26 protein-coding genes are annotated in these 25,385 nt (G+C 65.5%); 15 read left to right on the top strand and 11 right to left on the bottom strand.

Annotation, left to right across the window (positions count from 1 at the left end; all coding sequences use genetic code 11):
* The first annotated feature begins 45 nt into the window (after nucleotides 1-45).
* Nucleotides 46-831, top strand: coding sequence for a histidinol-phosphatase (gene hisN, locus ET21_RS0118335; protein WP_030540799.1), 786 nt, complete (start codon nucleotides 46-48; stop codon nucleotides 829-831).
* 23 nt (nucleotides 832-854) lie between these two features.
* On the opposite strand, the gene ET21_RS0118330 is transcribed toward hisN, so the two are convergent.
* Nucleotides 855-3,026 (bottom strand): AsmA family protein, encoded by a 2,172-nt coding sequence (locus tag ET21_RS0118330; RefSeq protein ID WP_030540798.1) that lies wholly within the window; start codon nucleotides 3,024-3,026, stop codon nucleotides 855-857.
* Between the two features lie 160 nt (nucleotides 3,027-3,186).
* Between ET21_RS0118330 and rpmI the strand changes: the two genes are divergently transcribed.
* From rpmI to ET21_RS0118295, 7 genes are all read left to right on the top strand, one after another.
* Nucleotides 3,187-3,390 carry a 50S ribosomal protein L35 gene (gene rpmI, locus ET21_RS0118325; protein ID WP_007689506.1) on the top strand — a complete coding sequence of 68 codons (204 nt, stop codon included), beginning with the start codon at nucleotides 3,187-3,189 and terminating at the stop codon, nucleotides 3,388-3,390.
* A 13-nt stretch (nucleotides 3,391-3,403) separates the two neighbouring features.
* Nucleotides 3,404-3,766 carry a 50S ribosomal protein L20 gene (rplT, locus tag ET21_RS0118320; protein ID WP_007689504.1) on the top strand — a complete coding sequence of 121 codons (363 nt, stop codon included), beginning with the start codon at nucleotides 3,404-3,406 and terminating at the stop codon, nucleotides 3,764-3,766.
* A gap of 178 nt (nucleotides 3,767-3,944) precedes the next feature.
* A complete protein-coding gene (locus ET21_RS0118315; protein WP_030540797.1) occupies nucleotides 3,945-4,565 on the top strand; it encodes a LysE family translocator in 621 nt (206 codons plus the stop codon).
* A 70-nt stretch (nucleotides 4,566-4,635) separates the two neighbouring features.
* Complete coding sequence (pheS, locus tag ET21_RS0118310) at nucleotides 4,636-5,727, top strand: phenylalanine--tRNA ligase subunit alpha (RefSeq protein ID WP_030540796.1); 1,092 nt, start codon at nucleotides 4,636-4,638, stop codon at nucleotides 5,725-5,727.
* Nucleotides 5,724-8,138, top strand: coding sequence for a phenylalanine--tRNA ligase subunit beta (gene pheT, locus ET21_RS0118305; RefSeq protein ID WP_030540795.1), 2,415 nt, complete (start codon nucleotides 5,724-5,726; stop codon nucleotides 8,136-8,138). The genes pheS and pheT overlap by 4 nt, the downstream gene beginning before the upstream one ends.
* Before the next feature lie 41 nt (nucleotides 8,139-8,179).
* Nucleotides 8,180-9,094: an aldose 1-epimerase family protein gene (locus ET21_RS0118300; protein WP_051768221.1), complete on the top strand. Its 915-nt coding sequence runs from the start codon at nucleotides 8,180-8,182 to the stop codon at nucleotides 9,092-9,094.
* A gap of 155 nt (nucleotides 9,095-9,249) precedes the next feature.
* Entirely contained in the window at nucleotides 9,250-10,815 is a 1,566-nt protein-coding gene (locus tag ET21_RS0118295) for a peptide chain release factor 3 (RefSeq protein WP_030540793.1), read from the top strand.
* Nucleotides 10,816-10,986: 171 nt separating this feature from the next.
* Here the strand turns inward: ET21_RS0118295 and metW are convergent, their stop codons facing one another.
* The gene (metW, locus tag ET21_RS0118290; protein WP_021238419.1) at nucleotides 10,987-11,583 is read right to left on the bottom strand and encodes a methionine biosynthesis protein MetW; all 597 of its coding nucleotides are present in this window, start codon (nucleotides 11,581-11,583) and stop codon (nucleotides 10,987-10,989) included.
* Nucleotides 11,580-12,716 (bottom strand): homoserine O-acetyltransferase, encoded by a 1,137-nt coding sequence (locus ET21_RS0118285; RefSeq protein ID WP_030540792.1) that lies wholly within the window; start codon nucleotides 12,714-12,716, stop codon nucleotides 11,580-11,582. The genes metW and ET21_RS0118285 overlap by 4 nt, the downstream gene beginning before the upstream one ends.
* A 109-nt stretch (nucleotides 12,717-12,825) precedes the next feature.
* Between ET21_RS0118285 and hisC the strand changes: the two genes are divergently transcribed.
* Nucleotides 12,826-13,923, top strand: a complete 1,098-nt coding sequence (hisC, locus tag ET21_RS27830) for a histidinol-phosphate transaminase (RefSeq protein ID WP_030540791.1) — start codon at nucleotides 12,826-12,828, stop codon at nucleotides 13,921-13,923.
* A gap of 3 nt (nucleotides 13,924-13,926) precedes the next feature.
* Nucleotides 13,927-14,832, top strand: coding sequence for a prephenate/arogenate dehydrogenase family protein (locus tag ET21_RS27825; RefSeq protein WP_021238422.1), 906 nt, complete (start codon nucleotides 13,927-13,929; stop codon nucleotides 14,830-14,832).
* A gap of 17 nt (nucleotides 14,833-14,849) precedes the next feature.
* On the opposite strand, the gene ET21_RS0118270 is transcribed toward ET21_RS27825, so the two are convergent.
* The 4 genes from ET21_RS0118270 to ftsE are packed head-to-tail and all read right to left on the bottom strand — an operon-like array spanning nucleotide 14,850 to nucleotide 17,737.
* Nucleotides 14,850-15,587, bottom strand: a complete 738-nt coding sequence (locus tag ET21_RS0118270; RefSeq protein WP_051768220.1) for a 1-acyl-sn-glycerol-3-phosphate acyltransferase — start codon at nucleotides 15,585-15,587, stop codon at nucleotides 14,850-14,852.
* A 7-nt stretch (nucleotides 15,588-15,594) separates the two neighbouring features.
* Nucleotides 15,595-16,125, bottom strand: coding sequence for a YdcF family protein (locus ET21_RS0118265; RefSeq protein ID WP_021238424.1), 531 nt, complete (start codon nucleotides 16,123-16,125; stop codon nucleotides 15,595-15,597).
* Nucleotides 16,122-17,024: an ABC transporter permease gene (locus ET21_RS0118260; protein WP_030540789.1), complete on the bottom strand. Its 903-nt coding sequence runs from the start codon at nucleotides 17,022-17,024 to the stop codon at nucleotides 16,122-16,124. Before ET21_RS0118260 ends, ET21_RS0118265 begins: the two co-directional genes overlap by 4 nt.
* Nucleotides 17,021-17,737, bottom strand: coding sequence for a cell division ATP-binding protein FtsE (gene ftsE / locus ET21_RS0118255; RefSeq protein ID WP_021239160.1), 717 nt, complete (start codon nucleotides 17,735-17,737; stop codon nucleotides 17,021-17,023). The genes ET21_RS0118260 and ftsE overlap by 4 nt, the downstream gene beginning before the upstream one ends.
* A 168-nt stretch (nucleotides 17,738-17,905) precedes the next feature.
* Here ftsE and ET21_RS0118250 point away from each other — a divergent pair, with 168 nt between their 5' ends.
* On the top strand, nucleotides 17,906-18,763 hold the full coding sequence (locus ET21_RS0118250) for an MJ0042-type zinc finger domain-containing protein (protein ID WP_030540788.1): 858 nt from the start codon (nucleotides 17,906-17,908) through the stop codon (nucleotides 18,761-18,763).
* Between the two features lie 162 nt (nucleotides 18,764-18,925).
* On the opposite strand, the gene ET21_RS0118245 is transcribed toward ET21_RS0118250, so the two are convergent.
* Genes ET21_RS0118245 through ET21_RS0118235 form a run of 3 tightly spaced genes read right to left on the bottom strand, consistent with a single transcriptional unit; the run spans nucleotide 18,926 to nucleotide 20,883 of the window.
* Nucleotides 18,926-19,831 (bottom strand): pirin family protein, encoded by a 906-nt coding sequence (locus ET21_RS0118245; RefSeq protein WP_030540787.1) that lies wholly within the window; start codon nucleotides 19,829-19,831, stop codon nucleotides 18,926-18,928.
* A complete protein-coding gene (locus tag ET21_RS0118240) occupies nucleotides 19,828-20,535 on the bottom strand; it encodes a glutathione S-transferase (RefSeq protein WP_030540786.1) in 708 nt (235 codons plus the stop codon). The genes ET21_RS0118245 and ET21_RS0118240 overlap by 4 nt, the downstream gene beginning before the upstream one ends.
* 60 nt (nucleotides 20,536-20,595) lie before the next feature.
* Entirely contained in the window at nucleotides 20,596-20,883 is a 288-nt protein-coding gene (locus ET21_RS0118235) for a BolA family transcriptional regulator (RefSeq protein ID WP_030540785.1), read from the bottom strand.
* Between the two features lie 44 nt (nucleotides 20,884-20,927).
* Between ET21_RS0118235 and ET21_RS0118230 the strand changes: the two genes are divergently transcribed.
* Nucleotides 20,928-21,545 carry a J domain-containing protein gene (locus ET21_RS0118230; RefSeq protein ID WP_030540784.1) on the top strand — a complete coding sequence of 206 codons (618 nt, stop codon included), beginning with the start codon at nucleotides 20,928-20,930 and terminating at the stop codon, nucleotides 21,543-21,545.
* Nucleotides 21,546-21,549: 4 nt separating this feature from the next.
* Here ET21_RS0118230 and ET21_RS0118225 read toward each other — a convergent pair whose 3' ends face one another.
* Nucleotides 21,550-21,819 carry a DUF1294 domain-containing protein gene (locus tag ET21_RS0118225; RefSeq protein WP_030540783.1) on the bottom strand — a complete coding sequence of 90 codons (270 nt, stop codon included), beginning with the start codon at nucleotides 21,817-21,819 and terminating at the stop codon, nucleotides 21,550-21,552.
* A gap of 177 nt (nucleotides 21,820-21,996) precedes the next feature.
* On the opposite strand from ET21_RS0118225, the gene cobS reads away from it, so the two are divergent.
* The 3 genes from cobS to ET21_RS0118210 are packed head-to-tail and all read left to right on the top strand — an operon-like array spanning nucleotide 21,997 to nucleotide 25,353.
* Entirely contained in the window at nucleotides 21,997-23,004 is a 1,008-nt protein-coding gene (cobS, locus tag ET21_RS0118220) for a cobaltochelatase subunit CobS (protein WP_021239154.1), read from the top strand.
* Nucleotides 23,005-23,008: 4 nt separating this feature from the next.
* The gene (gene cobT / locus ET21_RS0118215; protein WP_030540782.1) at nucleotides 23,009-24,835 is read left to right on the top strand and encodes a cobaltochelatase subunit CobT; all 1,827 of its coding nucleotides are present in this window, start codon (nucleotides 23,009-23,011) and stop codon (nucleotides 24,833-24,835) included.
* 47 nt (nucleotides 24,836-24,882) lie between these two features.
* Nucleotides 24,883-25,353 (top strand): GreA/GreB family elongation factor, encoded by a 471-nt coding sequence (locus ET21_RS0118210; RefSeq protein ID WP_030540781.1) that lies wholly within the window; start codon nucleotides 24,883-24,885, stop codon nucleotides 25,351-25,353.
* Nucleotides 25,354-25,385: the final 32 nt, after the last annotated feature.

The raw sequence follows: 25,385 nt of genomic DNA, 5'->3' as shown, positions 1-25,385 counted from the left end.
CCACAGCCTAGCGCGCGCGGCGCTTTGCCGCTAGGGCCAAGAGCCATGACCACCCGCGATGACCTGGCCCTCGCCAACCGCCTTGCCGACGCCGCTGCAACGGCGATCCGCCCCTTCTTCCGCGCGCGCTATGACATGGAATTCAAGACCGACCAGTCGCCGGTGACGGAAGCGGACAAGGCAGCCGAAGCCGCGATTCGCGCGATATTGGAAAAGGAGCGGCCGCATGACGGCATCATCGGCGAGGAATATGGCGCGACGCGGGACGATGCGGAGCGGGTGTGGATACTCGATCCGATCGATGGCACGCGCAGCTTCATCGCCGGGCGGCCCATCTTTGGCACGCTGATCGCGTTGACGCAGGCGGGCTGGCCGACCATCGGCATCATCGACCAGCCGATCGCCAGGGAGCGCTGGGCCGGAATGGCGGGCCAGGCGGCGACCTTCAACGGGCAGCCGGTCAGGACCCGCGCCTGCCGGTCACTGGAAGACGCGATCGTCGCCAGCACCGGCCCCCAATATTTCCCCGGCTGCACGGGGGAGCATTTTTCCCGGCTCGCGGGCCAGTGCCGCGACACGGTGTGGGGCGGCGACTGCTATAATTACGGGCTGGTGGCGTCGGGCCATGTCGACATCGTCGTCGAAGCGGGGCTGAAACTGCACGACATCGCCGCGCTGGTGCCGGTGGTGGAAGGTGCTGGCGGGCGGATGTGCGACTGGGCAGGCGATCCGGTCACGATGGAAAGCGACGGCCGCGTCATCGCGATCGGCGATCCGGCCCGGCTGGATGACGTGCTCGAAGCGCTGGCGGAGGGGCATCACCAGCATTGAGAAAGTCTGGATAATCGCCCGCCCTAGAAAATTCCCAGAAACTTCTTCTTCTGCTCCTTGCGTTCCTTGCCGCTGCCCTTGCCCTCTTCATCCTTGGCGGTGGTGCCGCGGCCCACATCGTCGCGGGGCTCGCCGCCCTTGGTCCGCTGGGCCGCCGCCGTCGCTCCGGCCAGCACCGGCCCGCACGCCGCGCTCTTGGCGTCGCCCACATCGACAAAGGCCAGCACCGATGCAAGCGGCGTCGCGGCGATGCCAAGGGCAGCGGCCGCTCCACCGCGCGCCATCAGTTCGGGGCTGATGACGTCGATGCCGGGCTTGGCGAAATAGCCGTTGATGCCGACAGGGGACTGGCCGGAAAAGAGGCTGAACTTCTTGCCGTCGGCGCGGAAGGCAAGGTCGAGGCTTTCGTTGCGGAAGGAAAAGCCGCCCCGGCCGAGCATCACATTCTTCTTCGTGTCGATGATGATCGGGTCGGCCGCGGCGATGCCGTTGCGCACGGTGAAGGCGATGAGGCCGCAATTGATCTGGACCGGCTCCTTCAGCTTCTTTTCGAACATCTTGGTGATGAAGGTGCCGATATCCAGTTCCGATAGCTGGACGTTGCGTGCCCACATGGTCCCGGCAGGCAGGATCACGGCGATGCGGCCGTTGGAGGTGCCAAGCGATTCATGGACGGTGTCGCCCAGCCCCGTCATCTGCACCCGCGCCTTGATGGTTCCGGTCGTGCCCGATTCCTCCACGCCCCAGCGGCCGAGCAGCTTCCCCATCGGGGTGGGCGACAGGCGTATGTCATAGCTGGTGCGCACGGGCGTCCCCCGCGCGTTGATCTCTATGTCGGAACTGACATGCCCGCCCGACATATCGAAGGTCAGCGGCGACAGGGTGAGCAGGCTGCGTTGCAGCGCCAAAGTGAGGCTGACATTGGAAATGGGGACGTTGGGCGCGCGGATGCGCCGGACGTCATAGCGCACATCCGCATCGAAATTGCGCAGCGCCTCGACCCGGAGCGGCGCGTCCGGCAGCACGCGTGGCGCGCCGCCCACCGTCTGGATCGCGCCTGCCTTGCCCTGCGCTTCTAGCCTTTGCGGATCATAGCCGATGAAGGGCCCCACATCGATGATGTCGAGCGTCTGTGTGGTGAGGTTCGCCCGCAGCAGCAATCGATTGCCGGGCAGGGACACGGTCATGCGCCCGGCCAGGTCGCTGTCACCAAAACGGCCCTTGAGGTGCGTGAAGCGCCATTCCTCATCCTGCTTCGTCAGCGCCGATGTGAAGCGATAGGCGCGTGTTTCGGGAATGGCGACGCCCAGAAAGTCGAACAGCAGCGCCAGATTGGGTCCATAGGCGGTGAGCCGCAGGTCCGCGCCCTCGATCTGGGTGGCGCCGGGCAGCGTGCCGCTAACTTCAAGATTAGTCGCGCCCGATCGGGCATGGAGCACCAGGCTGTTCTTGCCGCCGGTCACCATTTCGTCGGGCGACAGCAGGCCGCCGCGCAGGGTGAAGGGCCGCGACCGCATCGATCCGTCGCCCTGGAAGCGAATGTCGTTGGCGAAGCGCGTGTCCTGCGCCTTCACCGTGTCGAACCGGATGTCCGCGCTCAACTGCATGCGGGGATCGCGATAGCGCAGCGTGGTGCCCGCCAGCATCGCCCGCTGGATCAGCGGAAGATTGAGCGGCTCGCCCTTCTTGTTCGGATCGCCGAAGGTCCAGCTATTGCTTTTTCCGTCGGGCGACCATTCCAGATCGGTCGCGGCGTTGCGCAGCTCCAGCCAGCGGATGCGATATTTGTCGCCGAAGATAAGGCTGAGCGGCGCGATGCGCATGTCGATAAGGTCAGCGCGGAAGAATTCCGGCCGGCTGGCCCAGGGCGTGTTGGCGACGCGCATCCCTTCGGCCAGGAACTTGATGGTGATGGGTGCGAAATAGAGCTGGAAATCGCCATCCACTTCGACCGGCCGCTCCAGCCTGCTGCTGAGGAAGCGTTCGAACGGATGCTTGAGGAAGCGGCCCTTGGTGATGAAGAGGATCAGCCAGAGGGCGAACAGGACGCCCGCGATCCACAGCAATATGCGCACTGGCAGCGGCAGCTTGCGCCAGCGTTCGCGCGTCTGCGACCAGTAATGATGCACGCCGCCTGCGCGCGAAGGAACTTCGCTCGCCGGGGGAGCCGGACGAAGGGGATCGGCATCGGCCATGCCGCGAACAACGCCGGTCATGCCCTTTGGCTCCCGAATCACCTTGCTTTCCGGCGGCTGGGCGACTATGCGCGCCCCTTCGCGATATTTGGAAGGACCGCCCGGCTAACGAGGGCTGCCGTGGCTGTCCGTAATCGTCGCGCTGTAAAAGGAGACGAAAATGCCCAAGCTCAAGACCAAGAGCGGTGTGAAGAAGCGCTTCAAGTTCACCGCTTCCGGCAAGGTCAAGCACGGCGTCGCTGGCAAGCGTCACCGCCTGATCAGCCACAATGCGAAGTATATCCGCCAGAATCGCGGCACTTCGGTCATGTCCGACGCCGACGTCGCTCACGTGCGCCTCTGGGCGCCCTACGGCCTGAAGTAAGGAGTAGAGGCACATGGCACGCGTAAAACGTGGTACGACCACCAAGGCGAAGCATAAGAGGATTCTAGATCAGGCGAAGGGCTATTATGGCCGTCGCAAGAATACGATCCGTATCGCCCGCCAGGCGGTCGAAAAGGCTGGCCAGTACGCTTATCGCGACCGCAAGGTCAAGAAGCGGACCTTCCGTGGCCTGTGGATCCAGCGCATCAACGCTGGCGTCCGCGCCGAGGGCCTGACCTATTCGCAGTTCATGCACGGCCTGAAGCTGGCTGGCGTGGAATTGGACCGCAAGGTCCTGGCCGACATTGCGATGCACGAAGGCGAGGCGTTTAGCGCCATCATCGCCCAGGCAAAGGCTGCGCTGCCCGCGGCCTGAGCCGGATCGATCGCAAGATCGTCCAAAGGGGCGCCGGGGCAGATGCTTCCGGCGCCCTTTTTGTTTTCCATCACCTTTCGTTTCGAGCGCAGTCGAGAACGTGCCGGATGCACCAGCCGCTTCTCGACCTCCCTCGAAGCGAACGTAGTTGGTGGCTGCCATTTACCAGGACACACCCATGTCACTCCATCTCTGGTGGCTATACGTCACGGCGGTTTTCCTGATCTCGGCCACGCCGGGGCCCAATATGCTGCATGTGATGAGCCAGAGCATCGCCCATGGGCCGCGCAGGGCGCTTGCGGCCATGGCGGGGTTGATGAGCGCGGTGCTGCTGTGCCTGACGGCGTCGGCTCTGGGCCTTGGAGCGTTGCTGAAAACTTCGCCGCTGCTGTTCGATGTGCTGCGCTATGCGGGCGTCGCTTACCTCATCTGGCTGGGCGTGAAAGCCTGGCGGGCACAGGTTACTACCGGAGAGGAAGGGATCAGCCCGCGCCCGGTGCCAGCGCGCGCGCTGTACGGCACCGCGCTGCTGACGGGGCTTTCCAACCCCAAGCTCATCATCTTCGCCGCCGCGCTGTTCCCGCAATTCATCGATACCGCCCGTCCCTTCGGCATGCAGCTTGCCATACTGATCGCCAGTTTCGTGGCGATCGAGAGCTTCTGGTACGGCGCCTATGCGCTGGGCGGCATGAAGCTCAGGCGCTGGCTGGAACCGGCCAACCGGCAGCGGCTGTTCAACCGCGCGACCGGCCTGCTGTTCATAGGCTTTGGCGGCGCGCTGCTGGGGGCGCGGGCCTGACCCTTTCCTTGGGCTGCGCGCCCCGCTAAGGCGCAGCCAGACTTTCCGCCGTCCGGGACCGACGAAGCATATGAGTGAAATTGCCAATCTGAAAGCCGGCCTGATCGCCGATATCGCCGCCGCCGACACGCTGGACGCGCTGGAAGCCTTGCGCGTCGGCGCGATGGGCAAGAATGGCGTCGTGACCGGCCTGCTCAAGACGCTGGGGCCGATGAGCCCGGAGGAGCGGCTTGAAAAGGGTCCGCCGATCCAGGACCTGCGGGAAAGCGTCACGGCCGCGCTGGCGGAAAGGAAAGTGGCGCTGGAGCAGGCCGCGCTCGACGCCAGGCTGGCATCCGAAAAGATCGACATGACCCTGCCTGCCGACATCGGTCCGCAGGGGTCGGTGCATCCAGTGAGCCAGGTGATGGACGAGCTGGCGGAAATTTTCGCAGACCTTGGCTTTTCCGTCGCGACCGGGCCGGAGATCGAGGACGATTGGCATAATTTCACCGCGCTCAACATTCCGGAGACGCATCCGGCGCGGGCGATGCACGACACTTTCTATTTCCCCGGCAGTGAAGACGGGAAAAAGATGCTGCTGCGCACCCACACCTCGCCGGTGCAGATCCGCACGATGATGAATGGAGAGCCGCCGATCCGCATCATCGCGCCGGGGCGGGTCTACCGATCGGACAGCGACGCGACGCACACGCCGATGTTCCATCAGATCGAGGGGCTGGTGATCGACAGGGGCATCACCCTTGGGCACCTCAAATGGACGCTGGAGACGTTCCTCAAGGCGTTCTTCGAGCGGGACGACATCGTGCTGCGGTTGCGGCCGAGCTACTTCCCCTTCACCGAGCCGTCAGTGGAGGTCGATGTGGGCTATACGCTGACTAATGGGCAGCGGGTGATCGGGGGCGATGGCGACAGCCCAGGCGGCGGCTGGCTGGAAGTGCTGGGCAGCGGCATGGTCAACCGCCGGGTGATCGAGGCGTGCGGGCTCGACCCGGACGAGTGGCAGGGCTTTGCCTTCGGTACGGGCGTCGACCGCCTTGCGATGCTGAAATATGGGATGAACGACTTGCGCGCTTTCTTTGACGGCGATCTGCGCTGGCTGAAACATTATGGCTTTTCGGCGCTGGATGTCCCCACGCTGAGCGGAGGAGTGGGCGCATGAAGTTCACGCTGAGCTGGCTCAAGACGCATCTCAACACCGATGCCGGCCTGCCGGAGATTCTGAAAGCGCTGACCAACATCGGCCTTGAGGTCGAAGGGGTGGAGAATCCGGCGGAGAAGCTGGGTGATTTCCGCATCGCCAGGGTGCTGACGGCGAAGCGCCATCCGCAGGCGGACAAGTTGCAGGTGCTGACGGTGGACGCCGGTGAGGGCGCGCTTCAGGTCGTGTGCGGCGCGCCCAATGCGCGCGCTGGCCTTGTCGGCGTGTTCGGCCGCGAGGGCGCGGTGGTGCCGGTCAATGGCATGGTGCTCAAGAAAGCCGCCATTCGCGGGGTCGAATCCAACGGCATGATGTGTTCGGCCCGCGAACTGGAACTGGGCGAGGACCATGACGGCATCATCGAACTGAGCCCGGAAGCGCCGGTTGGGCAGGTCTATGCGCAATGGGCCGGGCTGGACGATCCGGTCATCGACGTGTCGATCACGCCCAACCGGCAGGATTGCATGGGTGTGCGCGGCATTGCGCGCGATCTGGCGGCGGCGGGGCTGGGGACGCTGAACGCCATCGTCATTCCCACCGTCGAAGGAAGCGGCCCCGGCCCGGATGTGCGGGTCGAGGATGCGGACGGGTGCCCCGCCTTCTTCGCGCGGACGGTGCGCGGAGTCGCAAACGGCCAGTCGCCCGAATGGATGGCGAAGCGGTTGAAGGCGATCGGGCAGAAGCCGATCAGCACGCTGGTCGACATCACCAACTATCTGATGATCGATCTGGGGCGGCCGCTGCATGTCTATGACATGGCCACGCTGAAAGGCCCGCTGACGGCGCGCCGGGGCAGGGCGGGCGAAGAGGTGCTGGCGCTCAATGGCAAGACCTATACGGTCGATGAGACGATGACGGTCATCGCCGATGATGTCGCGGTGCACGATATTGGCGGCATCATGGGCGGCGAGCATTCGGGCGCGCAGGACAGCACGACCGACGTGCTGATCGAATGCGCCTATTTCACGCCGGAGCGGATCGCGGTGACGGGGCAGAAGCTGGGGCTCACCTCCGACGCGCGCGGGCGGTTCGAGCGGGGCGTGGACCCGGCTTTCCTGGACGATGGCCTGTCGATCGCGACCGACCTGGTGGTGAAGCTGTGCGGCGGCACGCCGAGCGAGGCGACGCGAGCGGGTGAGCCGCCGGTCGCGGTCAAAACGGTGACCTATGATCCGGCGCAATGCCTGGCTCTGGCGGGCGTGGATGTCGCGGGAAGCGAGCAGCGCCATATTCTCGAAAGCCTGGGCTTTGGCGTCGAAGGCAATGACGCGGCCTTCGGCTATGAAGATGGCCTGCCGGTCGCGACTCCCGCCAACTGGACCGTAACCGTGCCAAGCTGGCGGCGTGACGTCGATGGCTGGCCCGATCTGGTCGAGGAAGTGGTGCGGATCGTGGGCCTGGATCAGGTGCCCTCCACGCCCCTGCCCCGGGCCCCCGGCGTGGCCCGGCCGACGGCGACGGCGGAGCAACTGGTCGAGCGGCGGGTACGCCGGACGGCGGCAGCGCGCGGGCTTGCCGAAGCGATCAACTGGTCGTTCATTTCGGAGAAGGAAGCGGCTTCGGTCGGCGGCGCCGCATGGACGCTGGCCAATCCGATTTCGGAGGATTTGAAGGTCATGCGGCCTTCGCTGCTGCCTGGCCTGTTGTCGGCGACGCGGCGCAACATGGATCGCGGCGCGGCTTCGGTGCGGCTGTTCGAAGTGGGGCGGCGTTATTTCGCGGACAAGGAACGGGCCACGATCGGCTTCGTGCTGGCGGGCGAAAAGGTCGCGCGCGGCTGGCAGACGGGCAAGGCGCAGCCCTTTTCCGCTTTCGATGCCAAGGGGGAAGTGATCGCCCTGCTGGCGGCGGCGGGCGCGCCAGTCGGTAATTTGCAGAATCACGGCGAGGCATCGGCGGCCTATCATCCGGGCCAGTCAGGGACGCTGAGGCTGGGCCCGAAGACGATGCTGGCCGAATTCGGCCTACTGCATCCTTCGCTGGCTAAGCAATTTGGCCTGACCGGCATAGCAGTCGCGGGCGAGATCTTCCTGGATGCCATACCGGCCAAGCGGGCAAGCGGCTTCATGCGTGCGCCCTATGCGCCGCCCCCATTGCAGGCGGTGAAGCGCGATTTCGCCTTTATCGTCGATGAGGCGGTGGAGGCCGATGCGCTGGTCCGCGCGGTCAGGGGCGCGGACAAGAAGGCGATCACCGACGTGCGGCTGTTCGATGTTTTCGTCGGGCCGGGCGTGGATGAAGGGCGCAAGAGCATGGCCGTCGAGGTGACGTTGCAGCCGGGGGAAAAAAGCTTTTCGCAGGAAGAACTTGATGCGATCAGCGCTGCGGTGGTGAAGGCGGCGGAGAAGCTGGGGGGGACTTTGCGGGGCTAAGTCTTTCTCCATCGTCATTCTGGACTTGTTTCAGGATGGCGATGATCGATGGGTTTCTTGACAGGGGGTATGCTGTGGACGAGTTGGTGACAATCGCATCCGGCACGCTCACCGCCGCCATCAACCCTCTAGGCGCAGAGCTGTGGTCGCTTACCGACGCGCAAGGGCGCGAGCTGATGACCGATGCCGATCCGCGCTGGTGGACCGGGCATGCGCCTTTGCTCTTTCCCTTTGTGGGGCGGTCGCGGGGGGATGTGTACCGGGTGGACGGGCGCGAATATGCGATGCCGCAGCACGGCTTTGCGCGGCGCATGGCCTTTGCGCAGGTGGAGCATCTGCCTGAATCGGTGACGTTCCGGTTGGAGGCGGATGCGGCTACGCGGGCGGTCTATCCGTTTGATTTCCGGCTGGACATGCGGTTCGCGGTTGCTGGCGGGACGCTGATGATGACGGCGTCCCTGATGAACCTGGGCGAAGCGGACATGCCTTTTTCCTTTGGCTATCATCCCGCCTTTGCGTGGCCGCTGCCCTATGGCGGGGCGGCGGAGGAGCATCTGATCGAGTTTGAAAAGCCGGAGCCTGCGCTGCTGCGTCAGGTTGGGGACGAACCGGGGCTTATTGCGCGGGATCGCATCCCGTCGCCGGTCGATGGCAACGTGCTGAGGCCGACCTATGCGATGTTTAAGGACGACGCGCTGGTTTGGGATGAGCTGGAGAGCCATAGCCTGATATGGGGTGTGCCGGGACGGACGCGGTTGAAGATCGACTTTCCTGATACGCCCTGGCTGGGGCTGTGGCAGAAGCCGGGCGCGCATTATCTGTGCGTCGAGCCTTGGGCGGGAATGGCGGACCTGGTAGGATTCGAGGGCGATGTCTGGGAGAAGCAGGGTGTCATGCGCCTGTTGCCGGGGGATGAGCGGCGGTTCCGCATGGACGTGACGCTGGTTACCGACTAGTGAGCCGGTGAATCCGTTCGTCCCGAGTAGCTGCTGAGCTTGCCGAAGCAACGTATCGAAGGGCTGATTTGAGCGCGCGGTGCTTCGATACGGCCCTTCGACTTCGCTCAGTCTCTACTCAGCGCGAATGGCTGTTGGAATATCTGGACAACCGAATGACCATCCCATCCCGCCGCACCTTCGCGATCATTTCCCACCCTGACGCCGGCAAGACCACGCTGACCGAGAAGCTGTTGCTGGAAGGCGGCGCGATCCATCTTGCGGGCGAGGTCAAGGCGCGCGGGGCGAACCGGCGGGCGCGGTCGGACTGGATGAAGATCGAGCAGCAGCGCGGCATTTCGGTGACCAGCTCGGTCATGACGTTCGAGCGGGGCGGCATTACCTTCAACCTGCTCGACACGCCGGGGCACGAGGATTTTTCGGAGGATACCTATCGAACGCTGACGGCGGTCGATTCGGCGGTGATGGTGATCGACGCCGCCAAGGGCATCGAGCCGCAGACGCGCAAGCTGTTCGAGGTTTGCCGGTTGCGCAACGTGCCGATCATCACCTTCGTCAACAAGGTGGACCGTGAGGGGCGCGACACCTTTGCCCTGCTGGACGAAGTGGCGGACGCGCTGGCGCTGGACGTATGCCCGATGAGCTGGCCGGTCGGCATGGGCGGGACGTTCGAGGGGATCTACGATTTCGCCAAGAACCGGCTGCGGCAGCCGAGCGGTCCTTCCAAGGAATTTGAGGGCAGGGAAGTGTTTGTCGAGGGCATCGCTGACGATGCGCTGGCCGAGCATATTTCCGCGCAAGGGCTGGAAAAGCTGCGCGAGGAGGCGGAGCTGGCCGTGGGCGGCTATGCCGACTTCGATCTGGCCGCCTATCGCCATGGCGACCTGACGCCGGTCTATTTCGGATCGGCGCTCAAGCTGTTTGGCGTGACAGAACTGATCGACGCGCTCGCCGCCCATGCACCGCCGCCGCGTGCGCAGCCGGCTGAGCCCGCGCCGGTGGAGCCGGAGAATAGCGAAGTCACCGGCTTCATCTTCAAGGTGCAGGCCAATATGGACCCGCAGCATCGCGACCGCATCGCTTTCATGCGGCTGTGTTCGGGCAAGTTCCGGCGCGGCATGAAACTGACCCCTTCGGGCAGCGGCAAGCCGATCGCGGTGCATTCGCCGATCCTCTTTTTCGCGCAAGATCGCGAGATTGCGGATGAGGCCTTTCCGGGCGACATTATCGGCATTCCGAACCACGGCACGTTGCGGGTGGGCGATACGCTGTCGGAGAAGGCGGGGGTGCGGTTCACCGGCCTGCCTAACTTTGCACCGGAAATCCTGCGGCGCGTGGCGCTCAAGGACCCGACCAAGACGAAGCAGTTGCGCAAGGCGCTGGATGACCTGTCCGAAGAGGGCGTGATCCAGGTTTTCTATCCGGAGATCGGCAGCAGCTGGGTGGTCGGCGTGGTCGGGCAGTTGCAGCTGGACGTGCTGATTTCTCGGCTGGAGGCGGAGTATAAGGTCGCGGCTGGGCTGGAAGCTTCGCCCTTCGATACGGCGCGTTGGATTTCAGGCGATGAGGCGGCGGTGAAGGAATTGGTGTCGTTCAACGGCGCGAATATGGCGCGGGACCGGGACGGCAATCTCGTCTTCATGGCGAAAAGCGCGTGGGATGTGGGATATCAGCAGGAGCGGCATCCCAAGGTGAAGTTCAGCGCGACGAAGGAGCGTTGAGGCTTCTCTGATTTGTTCGCGCAGAGGCGCAGAGGACGCAGAAGAGTATTTTTCTCTGCGCCTCTGCGCCTCTGCGCCTCTGCGCGAAAAGATTTTTGAATCACGCGGAGGCGCGGAGAAGCCGCAACAAATCTCCGCGCCTCCGCGTAAATAATGATTTTCGCTGCGCGGCTATTTTCGGAGCAGGAAAACGGCGTGCTCGGCGAACAGGTTCGCGTTCGCGTGGGTGGTTTCCTTGTCGCCCTTGAGGAACCACTGACCATCGATGGTCCAGCCGCGTTCCTTCACCAGGGCGCGGAAATCGTCGACCGTCACATGGTGGATGTTGAGCGTGTCATACCATGTGTCGGGCAGCAGGCGCGTCACCGGCATGCGGCCGCCCCAAAGCAGGGACAGCCGTCCGCGCCAATGGGCGAAGTTGGGGAAGGATACGAACGCCTGACGGCCGATGCGCAGCAGTTCCTCAACCACCAGATCCGGGCGGCGGGTGGTCTGGAGCGTCTGGCTCAAGATCGCATAGTCGAAGCTGGCGTCGGGATAGTAAGTGAGGTCAGTGTCGGCGTCGCCCTGCACGACCGACAGGCCCCGGCCTACGGCGGCGGCGACGTTGCTGGCGTCGAGTTCAAGGCCGCGGGCATCCACTTGCTTGGCATCGCGCAGCGCCGCCATCAGCGCGCCGTCGCCGCAGCCTACGTCCAGCACGCGGGCTCCGGGAGTGACGGTGCGGGCGATGAGGGCAAGGTCGGGCCGCAACCCCTCTTCGCTCATGCGCGGCCGCCCTTGAGGAAGCCGTCGACAACCCGGTTCAGTTCCGGGCATTCCAGCAGGAAGGCGTCATGGCCAAAGGGGCTGGACAGTTCGACAAAGCTCGCCTGAGCGCCGCTGGCGTTGAGGGCGTGAACGATGGCGCGGGACTCCGCCGTGGGATAGAGCCAGTCGGTATCGAAGCTGACCAGACAGAAGCGGGCCTTGGATGGCGCGAAGGCCTTGGCGAGGCTGCCGCCATGATCTTCCGCAATGTCATAATAGTCCATGGCGCGAGTGATGTAGAGATAAGAGTTGGCGTCGAACCGCTCAACGAAGCTGAGGCCTTGGTGGCGCAAATAGGATTCGACCTGAAAGTCGGCGTCGAAGCCGAAGGTCTTGGCGTCGCGGCCCTGCAAGCGGCGGCCGAATTTTTCGGTGAGCCCCGCTTCGGACAGATAGGTGATGTGCGCGGCCATGCGGGCGACGGCCAGGCCAGCGCCCGGCACTCGGCCATCACCATAATAATCACCGCCGCGCCAATTCGGGTCCGCCATGATCGCTTGGCGGCCGACTTCATGGAACGCGATGTTCTGCGCACTGTGGCGGGCGGTGGAGGCGATGACGACGCAGCTTTCGACCCGCTCGGGGAAAATAACCGGCCAAGTCAGCGCCTGCATGCCGCCCATCGATCCTCCAATGACCGTAGCGAGTCGATCGACGCCTAGATGGTCTAGCAGCAGCGCCTGCGCCCGCACCATATCGGCGATGGTGAGAACCGGAAAACGCATCGCATATGGCTCGCCGGTTGCAGGATCGATGCTGGCGGGACCGCTGGAACCCATGCAGCTGCCAATAACATTTGCGCAGATGATGAAATGACGCGCCGGGTCGATGGGCTTATCTTCGCCGACCAACCGCCACCACCAGCCGGGCCTGCCTGTCACGGGATGCTCGGACGCCACATATTGGTCCATAGTCAGCGCATGACAGATGAGGATGACATTGCTCTTGTCCTCATTCATCGCCCCATAGGTTTCATAGGCGATGTCGACGGGCGCGAGCGTTGCGCCGCTGTCCAGCCGCAAGTGGCCGGGCAGGCGTACCTGACGGCGGAGACCGAAACGGCTGTCATCGGGAAGCAGAGCGCTGGCCATGGTGGATGCGGGCTAGGACTGCGGAGGCATGCTGTCAATCGCGCGGCGTCCACCCACTTGCCGGCCAGCGGCGCTTTGCCTTTGGCGCGGATGACGCTAAAGCCCCGCCATGACGAAACCTGCACCCAAGGACTGGATACTCGGCATTTCCCCCTATGTGCCGGGCAAGGCGGCGGCGGATGACGGCCGCCCGCTGATCAAGCTGTCGGCGAATGAGAACCCGCTGGGGACAAGTCCGGCGGCGCGCGCGGCCCTGAACGCTGCGACGGCCGACCTTGCCACCTATCCCGATCCGGGCGCAACGAAGATGCGGGAGGCGATCGCCGCCGTGCATGGGCTGGACCCGGCGCGCGTCATATATGGCACGGGTTCGGACGAACTGCTGCACATCGCCGCGAGCGCCTATGCCGGGCCGGGGGACGAGGTGCTGTACGTACATTACGGCTTTTCCGTCTACGACATCGCCGCGCGGCGGGTGGGCGCGACGCCGGTGATCGCGCCGGACGCGGACTATGCGACCGATGTGGATGCGCTGCTCGCCTGCGTGACGGAAAAGACGAAGGTCCTCTTCCTGGCCAATCCCAACAATCCCACCGGCACCATGACGCCCCGGGCGGAGATTGCGCGCCTGCACGCCGCGCTGCGCCCCGATATCCTGCTGGTCCTGGATCAGGCCTATGCCGAATATCTGGATGCGGATGAGGAAGATGGCGGCATGGAGCTGGCGAAGAATGCGCCCAACGTGCTGGTGACGCGCACCTTCTCCAAAATCTACGGCCTTGCCGCCGAGCGCATCGGCTGGGGCTATTCCAGCGCGGAGATCATCGATGCGCTGCACCGTATTCGCGCGCCTTTCAACGTGACGACGGCGGGACAGGCTGCCGCGGTCGCGGCGATCGGCGACAGCGCCTGGGTGGAGGCGAGCCGCGCGCATAACCGGCAGTGGCGCGAATGGCTGGCGGCGGAGGTCGCTTCGCTGTCCAATCATGGCCTGCGCGCGGTGCCCAGCAAGGCCAATTTCCTGCTGATCCTGTTCAACGGCAGGCTGACCGCGGAAGCGGCGATGAGGGGGCTGTGGGACGAAGGCTTCGCCACGCGATGGCTGCCGGGGCAGGGCCTGCCCAACGGGCTGCGCATCACCATCGGTACGGAGGAGCAGATGCGCGCCGTCGCGGCGAAGCTGCGGGCGATGGCGGAGGCGGCCTGAACCATGCTGCCATTCGCGCGCGTCACCATCATCGGCCTTGGCCTGATAGGCTCATCGCTCGCGCGGGCAATCCGCGAATATATGCCGGCGGTGCGGGTGACGGGGCATGACGCCGACCCGCATGTGCGGCAGATCGCGCGGGCGATCGGCCTGTGCGACGATGTGACCGACACGGCGGGCGCAAGCGTGACCGATGCCGATCTGGTGGTGCTGTGCGTGCCGGTGCGGGCGATGGGCGCGGCGGCGGCGGAAATCGCCGACGACCTGCCCGCCGACGCCGTCATCAGCGACGTCGGATCGTGCAAGGCGGACGTGCTGGCGCAATTGACGGCAGCGCTGCCGGGCCGGGCGATCATTCCCGCGCATCCCGTGGCGGGGACGGAGAATAGCGGGCCGGAGGCGGGTTTCGCATCGCTGTTCCGGGGCCGCTGGTGCATTGTCACGCCCCCGGCCGGTGCCGATCAGGTGGCGGTGGAGCGGGTCGCCGAACTGTGGCGGCGCGTGGGCGCGGATGTCGAGATGATGGACCCGCAGCATCATGACCTGGTGCTGGCGGTGACGAGCCATCTGCCGCACCTGATCGCCTATACGATTGTCGGCACGGCCAGCGATCTGGAGGATGTCACCCAGTCGGAGGTGATCAAATATTCGGCGGGCGGCTTCCGCGACTTCACCCGCATCGCCGCGTCAGACCCGACCATGTGGCGCGACGTGTTCCTGGCGAACAAGGATGCCGTGCTGGAAATGCTCCAGCGCTTTTCGGAGGATCTGTCGGCTTTGCAGCGGGCGATCCGGTGGAATGACGGCGACACGCTGTTCAACCTGTTCACCCGCACCCGCGCCATCCGCCGGTCGATCATCGAACAGGGGCAGGATGATCCCAAGCCGGACTTCGGACGGTCGCATTGATCTGATCCGCTGATGTCCTACGGGCTAATCTGGGCTCCTGCCCTCACAGGAGCATGGCCTTCCTTCGGTCCGTTCAGCGCGTTGATCGCGGCATGGACGCGTGCCTCCGCTTCCCTGCGGTCGAGACCGGCGGGCACCACCTCCCCCACCTTGTAGGTGATGACCCCGGAGCGCTTGAGGAAGCTGCCGCGCGGCGACAGCCGGCCGCTGTCCACCGCGATCGGCACGACCGGCAGGCCCAGCAGGGCATAAAGTCCGGCGAAACCCGCTTTCAGCGGCGGCGCTTCGCCATGGGGGACGCGGGTTCCTTCGGGGAAGAGGCACAGGGGGCGTCCTTCCCCCACCGCCTTGCAGGCGGCCGTGCGCAGGGCGCGCATCGCACTGGCCCCGGCGCTGCGCTCCACCGGGATGAGGCCGTAGCGGCGCGCGACCCGGCCCCACAGCGGAATGTCGAACAACTCCCGCTTGGCGGCAATGGCCGGGCGGTCGAACAGGCAGAGCATGTCGATCGTTTCGAACATGGATTCATGCTTGACGATATAGAGATAGCCGCCGCGCGGCAGGTCTCCTTCCACCCGCACCTTCTGCCCCAGCAGCCAGCGCGCGCAGAAACGGTGGAAATAGGCCCAGGCCGTCGCCACCGGCTGAACGGCGCTGGGCGCGACAAAGGCGGCGGCCAGCGCGGCCAGCACCAGCAGGACGGAGATGCCGTAGAAGACCAGCATATAGGCGAGCGACCGCAGAAGCGTGATCATGTCCCGCCTATATCCCGATCAGGGCCGCGCCGCGCCGCAGCAGATATTTATTATATTCGCGCGCCAGCATGGTGAGGCTGGGGCGGCTGGGCACCGCGTCATAGACGATCGTCACACGTTCCGGCAGCGCCTGCCGCAGTTCCAGCGCTGACCGGCGCATGTGCCAGTCGGTGGTGATCAGGCGGACCGTGCGGTAGTCCCGCCGCTCCAGCCAGTGCGCGGTTTCGATGGCGTTGGACCGCGTGTCGATCGCTTCCCGGCCCAGGGTGATGCAGCAGGAAAACAGCCGTTCGGGCACGTCATATTGGGCGGCGAGTTCAGCCGGGCGGACCGACCGGTCGACGCCGGAAATCAGCATGCGCTTCGCCGCGCCCTCCTGGAGCAGGGCAAGGCCGCGATCGATCCTGCCCGCACCCCCTGTCAGCACGACGATGGCGTCGGTCGGGCGGCCGTCCAACGGTTGGGGAAGAAAGATCGCGAACCATGCGAAGCCCAGCATCCATCCCAGCAGGGTGATCGCAAAGAGCCGGACGATCACAGCAGCCGCCCCAGCGAGCGCAGCACGGTCCAGCGCGCGGCGAGCGTCGCCAGCAGCACGCCGCCCAGCGGCAGCGCGGCCAGGATCAGCCAGCTTGTCCAGGGCAGGCTGATCGCGGCAAGCAGGTCGGAGCCGGTAGCGGTCAGCCGCGCGCCGAGCAGCAGGATCACCAGCAGCGCCACGGCAAAGCCCAACAGTCCGCCGAACAGCACGTCCAGCCCGATCCGCCGCTGGAACAGGCGGGCGATCTGGACATCGGTCGCGCCCATCAGATGCAGAACGTCGATGGTGCCGCGATGGCTGTCATGCGCAGCACGCGCCGCCAGCACCACGATCGCGGCGGTGGCGATGGCCATGAGCAGCACGATTCCCGCCGCCAGCCCGCCGAGCGCGGCGAGCAACCGCCCAAGCGGCTGGAGGAAGGCGGCATGCGGTTCGATACGGATATTGGGGGACAGAGCGGCCATTGCCTTGCGCAGGCGATCCACGCGGGCATGTGCCGATCCGGGCGTGAGTTCGACGTCGATCAGCGCGGGAATGGGCAGGTCGCCGCTCACCGCCTCTTCGCCCAGCCAGGGCTTGATCTGGTCGGCGAGGGCGGCGGGATCGACCGGATGCACCGCCTGCACATCTCCGCTTTCCCGCAGCAGGCGGGCGGCGCGTCCGCTCAGCTCCTCACGCCGGTCGGCATTGGCTTCGACGATCTGCACGGTCACCCGCCCGGCCAGTTCAGCGCCCACCGACTTGACCGCCGTGCCAAGGCCCAGTCCGGCGGCGGCGGCGAGCACGGTCAGGAACATCATGATCGCGATGACCCAGGGCATGGGGCCCGCTACCCGGCCTTCGGGCAGCAGCCGGTGCCGCGCGGCGGCGGCGGCGCGGCGGTCCGCGCCGGTCATGATTCGGCCGCCGCTTGGCTGCGCGGCGGGTAGCGCAGCAATCCGGTTGGGTCCGACAGCCGCCCCTTGTCCAGCCGCATCATCTGCGCGCCTTCCACCTGACCGATCAGCGGCAGGTCGTGGGTGGCGACGACGATGGTGGTGCCAAGGCGGTTGAGCGCTTCGAACAGGGTCAGCAGGCGGCGGGCCATATCAGCGTCGACGTTGCCGGTCGGCTCGTCCGCCACCAATATTTCAGGCCGGGCGATGACCGCGCGCGCGATGGCGACGCGCTGCTGCTCTCCGCCCGACAAGGTCGCGGGACGCGCTTCGCCCCGGTCGCCCAGCCCTACCCAGTTCAGCATTTCCGACACCGACGCATGGGTTTCCGCCTCCGCCATGCCGGCGACGCGCAGGGGCAGCGCGATATTGTCATAGGCGGACAGATGCGGGACCAGACGGAAGTCCTGGAAGACGACGCCGATGCGGCGGCGGAAACCGGGCAAGCGGCTGCGGGGCAGCGTCACCACATCCTCACCGAACAGGCGGATGACGCCCCTGCTGGGCCGCTGCGCAAGGTAAAGGAGCTTCAACAGCGACGTCTTGCCCGCGCCCGATGCGCCGGTAAGGAAGTAGAAGCCGCCGCCGTGCAGGGAGAAGCTGACGTCGGACAGGGTCTCGCTGTCCAGACCATAGCGCAGGCCGACATTTTCGAACTGGACGATCGCCGACATGGTTCAATGAATGCGCCTGCGCGCTCCCTGCTTCCCCGTGGGTTCAGCCATGGCACAGCGGGCAGGGAGCCGTAAAGCCCAAGCCGCGCAGGCTGGCGAGTCGCGGCATGTCGCGGCCCGCTGACGATGCTGCTTGCCCTCGAGTCCAAGCCATGCCTATGAAGCGTCATGATCCTGGTGTGTCCCAATTGCGCCACGCGCTATATTGTGCCGGACAGCGCCGTCGGCCCCCATGGCCGCCAGGTTCGCTGCGCCTCCTGCAAACATAGCTGGTTCCAGGAAGGACCGGCGCTGGACATGCGGAAGGAGATGGCGCCTGCCACCGTCCCGGCCGTTGAGGACGCGCCGCCGCCAGCCCCGCCACCGCCGCCTCCACCGCGTCCGGCCGCCCCCCCCGTTTCTCCTGCGCCATCCGTGGAACCAGAGGCAGAGGAACCGGCGCGCCCGGCACCTTCCGCAGCTCGAACGCCCGCGCCGCAGGCCGTGGCGGAGGAGCCCGCGCGGGCTCCGGCGGCCGCTGCCTATCGCGACTATCGCACCGACGATATCTATGGCCGCGCCGCGCCGGAAGAGGTGGAGGAAGCCGCGCCCCCTGCCCGGCCGCACCGCAATCGCCTGAAACTATGGACCTATGCAGCGGTCGCCTTCTTCCTGGCCGTGGGGGCGCTGGGGGGCAGCCTCTGGTATTTCGGCGCGCCGAGTTGGGCCGTCAACCTTGGCCTTGTGGCGGAAGAGGGCGATCCCGACCTGCTTTTCTACCTGTCCAAGCCTGCCGAGCGCCGGAAGCTGCCGACCGGCGAGGAATATTTCGCGTTCGGCGCGCGGATCGTGAACAGCGGCAAGGAAACGCTGCCGGTGCCGCCGGTGCTGGTGCAACTGCGCGACCAGCAGAACCGGCTGGTGTTCAGCTGGACAACGAAGGCGGATCGCAACAGCCTGAAACCCGGCGAGGAAGCGTCGATCAACGAAAGCCGGATCGATATCCCTAAAAATGCCGAAAATCTGTCGCTGACCTTCGTTCAGTAGCTGCTTTGCCGGGGAAGCAGGGCGGCATGCCGTCAAGCGCTGTACCGGATCTGCCCTAATCAACGGGTAAAATGCCGCCTGGAGGGCTCTTGCGCAGGCATCGGAACCGGGCTCCCGCCTGCGCAGGAGCGCGGTTCTCATATTCCCATTAGTGAGGTTGCGCTAAGGATAGCTCACCGTCTTGGGGCGGCCTTTCGGGATCGGGATGAATTCCTGATCGTCGCCGGGGATCAGGGGGAAGCGCATCGCTTCCCAATCCTCGCGCGCCTGATAGAGGCGCTCGGTGGTCGATGAGACGAAATTCCACCAGACATGGCGCGGCGTTTTGAAGGCTTCCCCGCCGCAATAGATGACCCTGCCGCCATCGACGCTCATCAGCGTGGCGCGCGTGCCTGGGCGCAGGACATAGAGGGTCTGGGGCAGCAGGGCCACGCCGTCCAGCGCCGCGTCGCCGCCCGCGACATATATTGCGCGCTCATCGGCATCGGTGTCGATCGGAACCTTGCCGCCGGGCGATAGCTGGATATCGGCATAGATGGTCTCCGCATAGGTCGTGACCGGCGCGCTTTCGCCCCATAGCGTGCCCATGATCACCCGCGCGCGGGCGTGGCCGCAATCCACGATGGGCAAGCCGCCCTCGCTCACATGCTCGAAAGCGGGCTCCATCTCCTCCCGCCCGTCGGGAAGGGCAAGCCAGGTCTGGATCGCCGAAAGCTTGGATTGCTTCGCCCGCTCGGCATCCGGCGATCGTTCGGAATGGACGATGCCGCTGCCCGCCGTCATCAGATTGACCGCGCCCGGCTCGATCAGCTGCTCCGTACCCAGCGAATCGCGATGCAGGAACGCGCCTTCGAACATATAGGTGACGGTGGCGAGGTTGATGTGCGGGTGGGGCCGCACATCGATGCCCTGCCCCGGCCCGATCCGCGCCGGGCCCGCCTGATCGAAGAAGATGAAGGGCCCCACCATCGTCCGCTCTCGCGCTGGCAGCGACCTGTGGACACGAAAGTCGCCCAGATCATGCGTGGTGGGCGTGATCGTCTGGATGATGAGTTCGTCAAGGATCATGGGGCGTCCAGTTCGGGATAATGGCGGAAGACGCCTTGATCGTTGAACGAAAGACGCCGGTTGCTGCCGAAATAATCCTGCAATTCGGGCAGCGCGGCAACCCGCCCATGCAAATCCTCGACGCGGGCATAGCGTCGCGCCAGCGTCGCCATGCGCAGCGGGAAGGCGTAGCGCAGCCCTTCGACCAGATGGAAAAGCGACAGGTCCGCATAGCTCCATCGCTCCCCAGCCAGCCATCCGCCCGCTTCGCTGGCGAGCGCATGGTCGAAATAGGCCAGATATTTGGGAATGCGCTGATCACGAAAGCCATGGGCGGCGCGCAGCGCTTCGGCCTTCTGCTCCTCATAATAGAGCGCGGAGGACAGGGGATGGTGCACGTCATGCGCTTCGGCCACCATGTCCATGATGGTCAACTGCACCTGCAACAGCCAATAGCGCGCCTTGAGACCGGAAGGCCCGCATTCATGCCGTTCGGCAAGGTAGAAGAGGATATTGGCCGTCTGGGCGATCGTCCGTCCGTCGGTGGCGATATAGGGCGGCGCGAAGGCGGGCCCGGCGTCGTGGCGGGCCATGTCGGCGATCAGCGCCTCCGCGCCGTCCTCCCGCGCGCGGTCGCGATAGGGGATCGCGCACGCCTCAAGGGTCAGGCGGACAAATTCGCCGCGGCCCGGAATGGAGGGCCAGTACCAGAAATCATAAGCCATGCGCCGCTCCTCGCCCCGCATCAAGCAGGGCGTGAACGCATGACGCGCGCTTTCGTCTCCTTAGGCTTCGCCCGGCGCGCGCGCCTTGATCGCGAGGGCATGCACCTTGTCGCGCAGCAGTTCGGCGAGCGCGGCGTTCACCATGCGCTGGCGGGCGACACGGCTCTGCCCTGCGAATTGGGCCGACACGATTTCCACCGTGAAGTGACTTTCGCCCGATCCGTCATGACCGGCATGGCCGCGATGCTTGTCGCTGTCGTCGAGAACGGCGAGATGTTCGGGTGACAGGGCGGCGCGCAGCCGCGCTTCGATTTCCGTGGCCACCGGGCCTTTCAGTTGGATGCTCATGGCCCCTATATAGGGGTTTTGCATGAACCCTGCACAGGACAATCTTGGCCAGCGATCCTTTCTCGACCCGCCGTTTCAACCGTTTCCATGGCCGCGTGGAAAGCGACCGCCCCTGCGCGGTCGAAGGCTGCCCGGAGCCGGGCGAATTCCGCGCGCCGCCGCTGGAAGGCAGCCGGTCCAGCCAGGAAGGGCCGCGCTGGCGCTGGCTGTGCCTGGACCATGTCCGCGCCTTCAACCAGGGTTATAATTTCTTCACCGGCATGAGCCCGGAAGAGATCGCCGCCGCCCAGCGCCCCTATGCGGGGTGGGAAAGGGAGACGCGGGCCTTTTCCTCCAACGCCGCCAGCCCGCCGCCGCGCTGGTCGGACTTTCAGGACCCGCTCGACGCGATCGGGGCCAAGTTCAAGGAACGGGTGGCGAAGGCGCGCGCCGACAATCAGATGCGGCAGGACGGCAAGTTCCTGTCGAACGAGGACCGCAAGGCGCTGTCGGTGATGGGCCTTCCCATCGACGCGGATCGCAAGGCGCTGCGGCAGCGTTATACCGAACTTCTGCGCCGCTACCATCCCGACCATAATGGCGGCGACCGCAGCCATGAAAGCGCGTTGCAAGGCGTGATCGAGGCCTATGGCCTGCTGCGCAAGGCGGCGGCCTTCGCCTGAAATATCAGAGGAGAAACCAGCCAATCAGGAGTCCGGCCTGCACAACAGTGATGATCATCAGCTGGGTGGAAAATGGCTCCTTGCGGGTCTTGTGACGGAACCACCGGCGGGCGAGCAGCGCCCCTGGTGATCCGCCCAGCATGGCTAAGCCCAAAAGATCGGACTCCCTGATCCGGCGGCCTCCTGCGATGGCCCGGCTCTTATCATGCCAAAAACAGAGAATCGTCCAGCTGTTGATGGCCATCAGAAACAGGACCGCGAAGAGAGCTTTCATGACCCAACCCTATCAGCACCGGATTAACAGGAAGCAACCAGACCCCCCGATCAGGACCAAGAAGGCCAGTTCGGCTCAAGGGGCCGCTTGATCGCCGGAGAATGAGGCCCCACTCTATCGACAGGCCGGTCTCCGATCGTTTAGGGGCTGGAGCAAATTGACGAGAAAGACCAGGAAATGACCGACATTCCCAACGTCCAGCCCGATACCCGGTCCGAAACGCTGCTGGCCGCGCCCGACCGCGAGGTGGACGCGCGGGAAGTGTTCGGGGTGGATGTCGACCTCAAGATCCCGGCCTTTTCCGAAGCCGACGAGCGCGTGCCCGATCTGGACCCCGCCTATGTGTTCGACCCGGACACGACGCTGGCGATCCTGGCGGGCTTCGCCTTCAACCGCCGCGTGATGGTGCAGGGCTATCACGGCACCGGCAAGTCGAGCCATATCGAACAGGTCGCCGCCCGCCTGCGCTGGCCGTGCATCCGCATCAACCTGGACGCGCATATCAGCCGCATCGACCTGGTCGGCCGCGACGCCATCGTGCTGCGCGAAGGTCAGCAGGTCACCGAATTCCGCGAAGGCCTGCTCCCCTGGGCGTTGCAACGGCCTGTCGCGCTGGTCTTCGACGAATATGATGCGGGGCGCCCGGACGTGATGTTCGTGATCCAGCGCGTGCTGGAAACCGACGGCAAGATGACGCTGCTCGACCAGAATCGCGTCATCCGCCCGAACCCCTGGTTCCGCCTGTTCGCAACGGCCAATACGGTAGGCCTGGGCGACACCACCGGCCTTTATCACGGCACGCAGCAGATCAACCAGGGCCAGATGGACCGCTGGAACCTGGTGGTGACGCTGAACTATCTGCCCGCCGCGACCGAAGCGCAGATCGTCCTCGCCAAGTCGGGCGAATATGATCATGAAGGCGGCCGCAAGGAAGTTGAGAATATGATCAAGGTGGCGGAACTCACCCGCCAGGGCTTCATCAACGGCGACATTTCTACGGTGATGAGCCCGCGCACCGTGATCAGCTGGGCGCAGAACGCGCTGATCTTCAAGAATGTCGGCTTCGCCTTCCGCCTTTCCTTCCTCAACAAGTGCGACGAGGCGGAACGGCCGCTGGTGGCGGAATATTATCAGCGGGTATTCGGCAAGGACCTGCCGGAGAGCGTGGCGCACCGGGCGGCCTGACGGCATGGCCGAACGTTCGCCCCTGGACGCATTCAAGGACGTGCTGTCCGGCACGGCGCGGGCGATCGCGCGCGATGCGGAGGTGGAGGTGGGCTTCACCGCCGACGCGCCGCATCTGGCGGGCAAGGCGATCAAGGTGCCAACGCCCGGCCGCAACCTGCCCGCCGATCAGGTGGCGCTGGCGCGCGGGTTCGCCGACGCCAACGCCCTGCGGCTGCGGCATCACAACAGCCGCCTGCACAACAGCGCCGCGCCCGCCGACGCCACGGCGCGGGCGGTCTATGACGCGGTGGAGCAGGCGCGGGTCGAAGCGATCGGGTCGCGCGCGATGGAAGGGGTGCGCGCCAACCTCAATCATGCGCTGGACCTGAAACTCAAGTCCGACCCGCTGCGCCGCGCGCGGTCGGCGGACGAAGTGCCGCTGTCCACGGCGCTCGCGCTCAAGGTGCGCGAGCGGCTGACGGGCCAGGCCATCCCCAAGGAAGCCGCCGCGGGCATGGCGATGGTCGATCAATGGATCGAGGACAAGGCCGGTGCGGACCTCGACGCGCTGGGCCTCGCGATCGACGACCAGCGCGCCTTTCAGAAGATGGCGCAGGCAATGCTGGAGCATCTGCAACTCGTCGAAGCCGACATGCCCCCCGAACCGGACGAGCCGGAACCCGACGAGCAGGGCGAGGATGAGGAAGACGCGCCCGACGAAGGCGATTCGGGCGAGGATCAGGCTGGCGACAGCGACATGAACGCCGAAGCGCGCGCCGACGACAGCGGCGGCGACACGGAGGAAGGCGACACCGACTATAGCGAGGAGTTCGACGCCGACAGCGACGAAGGCGCCGATGACATGGGCGAGGAAGGCATGATGCCGGTCCGCCCCAACCGGCCGCTGTCCGACCTGCCGCCCGGCTTCGACTACAAGCCCTATACCCAGTTGCATGACGAGATCGTCACGGCGGAGGATCTGTGCGACGAGGATGAGCTGCTGCGGCTGCGCGGCTTTCTGGACCAGCAGCTCACCAGCCTTCAGGGCGCGGTGACGAAGCTCGCCAACCGGCTGCAACGGCGGCTGATGGCGCAGCAGTCGCGGTCCTGGGACTTCGATCAGGAGGAAGGGCTGCTGGATGCGGCGCGGCTCGCCCGGATCGTCATCGATCCCACCCGTTCGCTGTCCTACAAGGTGGAGCGCGACACGGAGTTTCGCGACACGGTCGTGACGCTGCTGATCGACAATAGCGGATCGATGCGCGGGCGGCCGATCAGCATCGCTGCGATCAGCGCCGACATATTGGCGCGCACGCTGGAACGCTGCGGCGTCAAGACGGAGATCCTGGGCTTCACCACCCGCGCCTGGAAGGGCGGGCAGAGCCGGGAAGACTGGCTGGCGGCGGGCCGTCCGCCCATGCCGGGGCGGCTCAATGATCTGCGCCACATCATCTACAAGAAGGCGGACGAGCCCTGGCGGCGCGCGCGCAAGAATCTGGGCTTGATGATGCGCGAGGGGCTGCTGAAGGAGAATATCGACGGCGAAGCGCTGCTATGGGCGCATAACCGCCTGATCGCCCGGCACGAGGAACGCCGCATCCTGATGGTGATTTCCGACGGCGCGCCGGTCGATGATTCCACTTTGTCGGTGAACAGCGGCACCTATCTGGAGCGGCATTTGCGGCAGGTGATCGAATGGATCGAGGCCCGGTCGCCGGTCCAACTGGTGGCGATCGGCATCGGTCATGACGTCACCCGCTATTACCGCCGCGCCGTGACCATCATGGATGCCGAACAATTGGGCGGCACGATGGTGGAGCAGCTTGCGGGGCTGTTCGACGAGGATTGAAAGCCGCTCGCGCGCTTCCAATCTCAACCCTTTGTCAGGAGAGTGCCATGAGCGTCGCCTTCCGCCGCGAGAGCGACGAGGAGCATCTGGAACCCAGCTTCGAACTGCCGCTGCCACTTGGTCCCAATTGGGTGACGGCGCGCGGCCTGCGGCTGACGCGGGAGAGGGTGGACGCGCTGGAGGCGGCCCTTACCGGGGAGATGTCCGAGGAGGACGCGAAGAAGCTCAAGCGCGAACTGCGTTACTGGCGCACCCGGCTGGCGACGGCGGAACTGCGGCCGGTGCCTGACGGAGAGACGGTGGCGTTCGGCACATGCGTTACCTACCGGCAGAATGGCGCCGAAAAGACGGTCACTATCGTCGGCGATGACGAGGCGGACCCCAATGCGGGGCTGATCAGTTTTTCCTCCCCCCTCGCCCGCGCGATGATGGATGCGGAAGCCGGTGAGCAAGTGGAGTTCGGCCCCAGGGGCGGCATGCTCGACATCATCGCGATCAGCGCCGTCCAGCAGGACTGAAGGCGCAGAGGCCGCAGAGAACAACCCCCACG

It is taken from the genome of Sphingobium sp. DC-2 (assembly GCF_000722555.1).
Lineage (GTDB): Bacteria > Pseudomonadota > Alphaproteobacteria > Sphingomonadales > Sphingomonadaceae > Sphingobium > Sphingobium quisquiliarum.
The sequence above is the reverse complement of the archived record's forward strand: the minus strand, read 5'-3'. Positions and strand labels throughout refer to the sequence as shown.